Annotated in this window: 1 rRNA gene; it reads right to left on the reverse strand. The window is 51.8% G+C overall.

What is annotated here, in order from left to right:
* Window positions 1-44 precede the first annotated feature (44 nt).
* Window positions 45-1,476: ribosomal RNA gene (locus HZF24_RS18545) — 16S ribosomal RNA — on the reverse strand; the annotation flags it as partial.

Raw genomic sequence — 1,476 nt, forward strand, 5'->3', positions numbered from 1 at the left:
CTTGAGTAGCAATAGAACAGCATAAGTCCTTTAGTTCTCCTTAGAAAGGAGGTGATCCAGCCGCACCTTCCGATACGGCTACCTTGTTACGACTTCACCCCAGTCATTAATCCTACCTTCGGCGCCTGCCTCCTTGCGGTTAGCTCAGCGACTTCGGGTATTACCAACTTCCATGGTGTGACGGGCGGTGTGTACAAGACCCGGGAACGCATTCACCGCGACGTTCTGATTCGCGATTACTAGCAACTCCGACTTCATGTAGGCGAGTTGCAGCCTACAATCCGAACTGGGATCGGTTTATTGGGATTTGCTCCGAATTGCTCCTTCGCTCCCCGTTGTACCGACCATTGTAGCACGTGTGTAGCCCAAGACATAAGGGGCATGATGATTTGACGTCATCCCCACCTTCCTCCGATTTATCATCGGCAGTCTCCTTAGAGTGCCCAGCTTTACCTGCTGGCAACTAAGGATAAGGGTTGCGCTCGTTGCGGGACTTAACCCAACATCTCACGACACGAGCTGACGACAACCATGCACCACCTGTCTCCCTTGCTCCCGAAGGAGAGGGTACATCTCTGCACCGGTCAAGGGGATGTCAAGCCTTGGTAAGGTTCTTCGCGTTGCTTCGAATTAAACCACATGCTCCGCTGCTTGTGCGGGTCCCCGTCAATTCCTTTGAGTTTCAGTCTTGCGACCGTACTCCCCAGGCGGAGTGCTTATTGTGTTTACTTCGGCACTGAGTATCGCTACCCAACACCTAGCACTCATCGTTTACAGCGTGGACTACCAGGGTATCTAATCCTGTTTGCTACCCACGCTTTCGTGACTCAGCGTCAGTTACAGTCCAGTAAGCCGCCTTCGCCACTGGTGTTCCTCCTAATATCTACGCATTTCACCGCTACACTAGGAATTCCGCTTACCTCTCCTGTACTCAAGTCACACAGTTTCAAATGCATACTATGGTTAAGCCTTAGCCTTTTACATCTGACTTATGCAACCGCCTACTCACCCTTTACGCCCAGTAAATCCGGACAACGCTAGCCCCCTACGTATTACCGCGGCTGCTGGCACGTAGTTAGCCGGGGCTTCCTCCTTGGCTACCGTCATTTCTTTCTTCACCAAGGACAGAGTTTTACGATCCGAAGACCTTCTTCACTCACGCGGCGTCGCTGCATCAGGGTTTCCCCCATTGTGCAATATTCCCCACTGCTGCCTCCCGTAGGAGTCTGGACCGTGTCTCAGTTCCAGTGTGGCCGTTCACCCTCTCAGGCCGGCTACTGATCGTCGCCTTGGTAAGCCTTTACCTTACCAACTAGCTAATCAGACGCGAGCTCATCCTATACCTCTTATTCAATTTGACTTCTATATCATGCGATACAAAAGCTTCATGTGGTTTTAATCCCGGTTTCCCGAGGCTATTCCTCTGTATAGGGCAGATTGCTCACGCGTTACTCACCCGTCCGCCACTATCTACAT

It is taken from the genome of Sedimentibacter hydroxybenzoicus DSM 7310 (genome assembly GCF_013403245.1).
Classification (GTDB): Bacteria; Bacillota; Clostridia; order Tissierellales; family Sedimentibacteraceae; genus Sedimentibacter; species Sedimentibacter hydroxybenzoicus.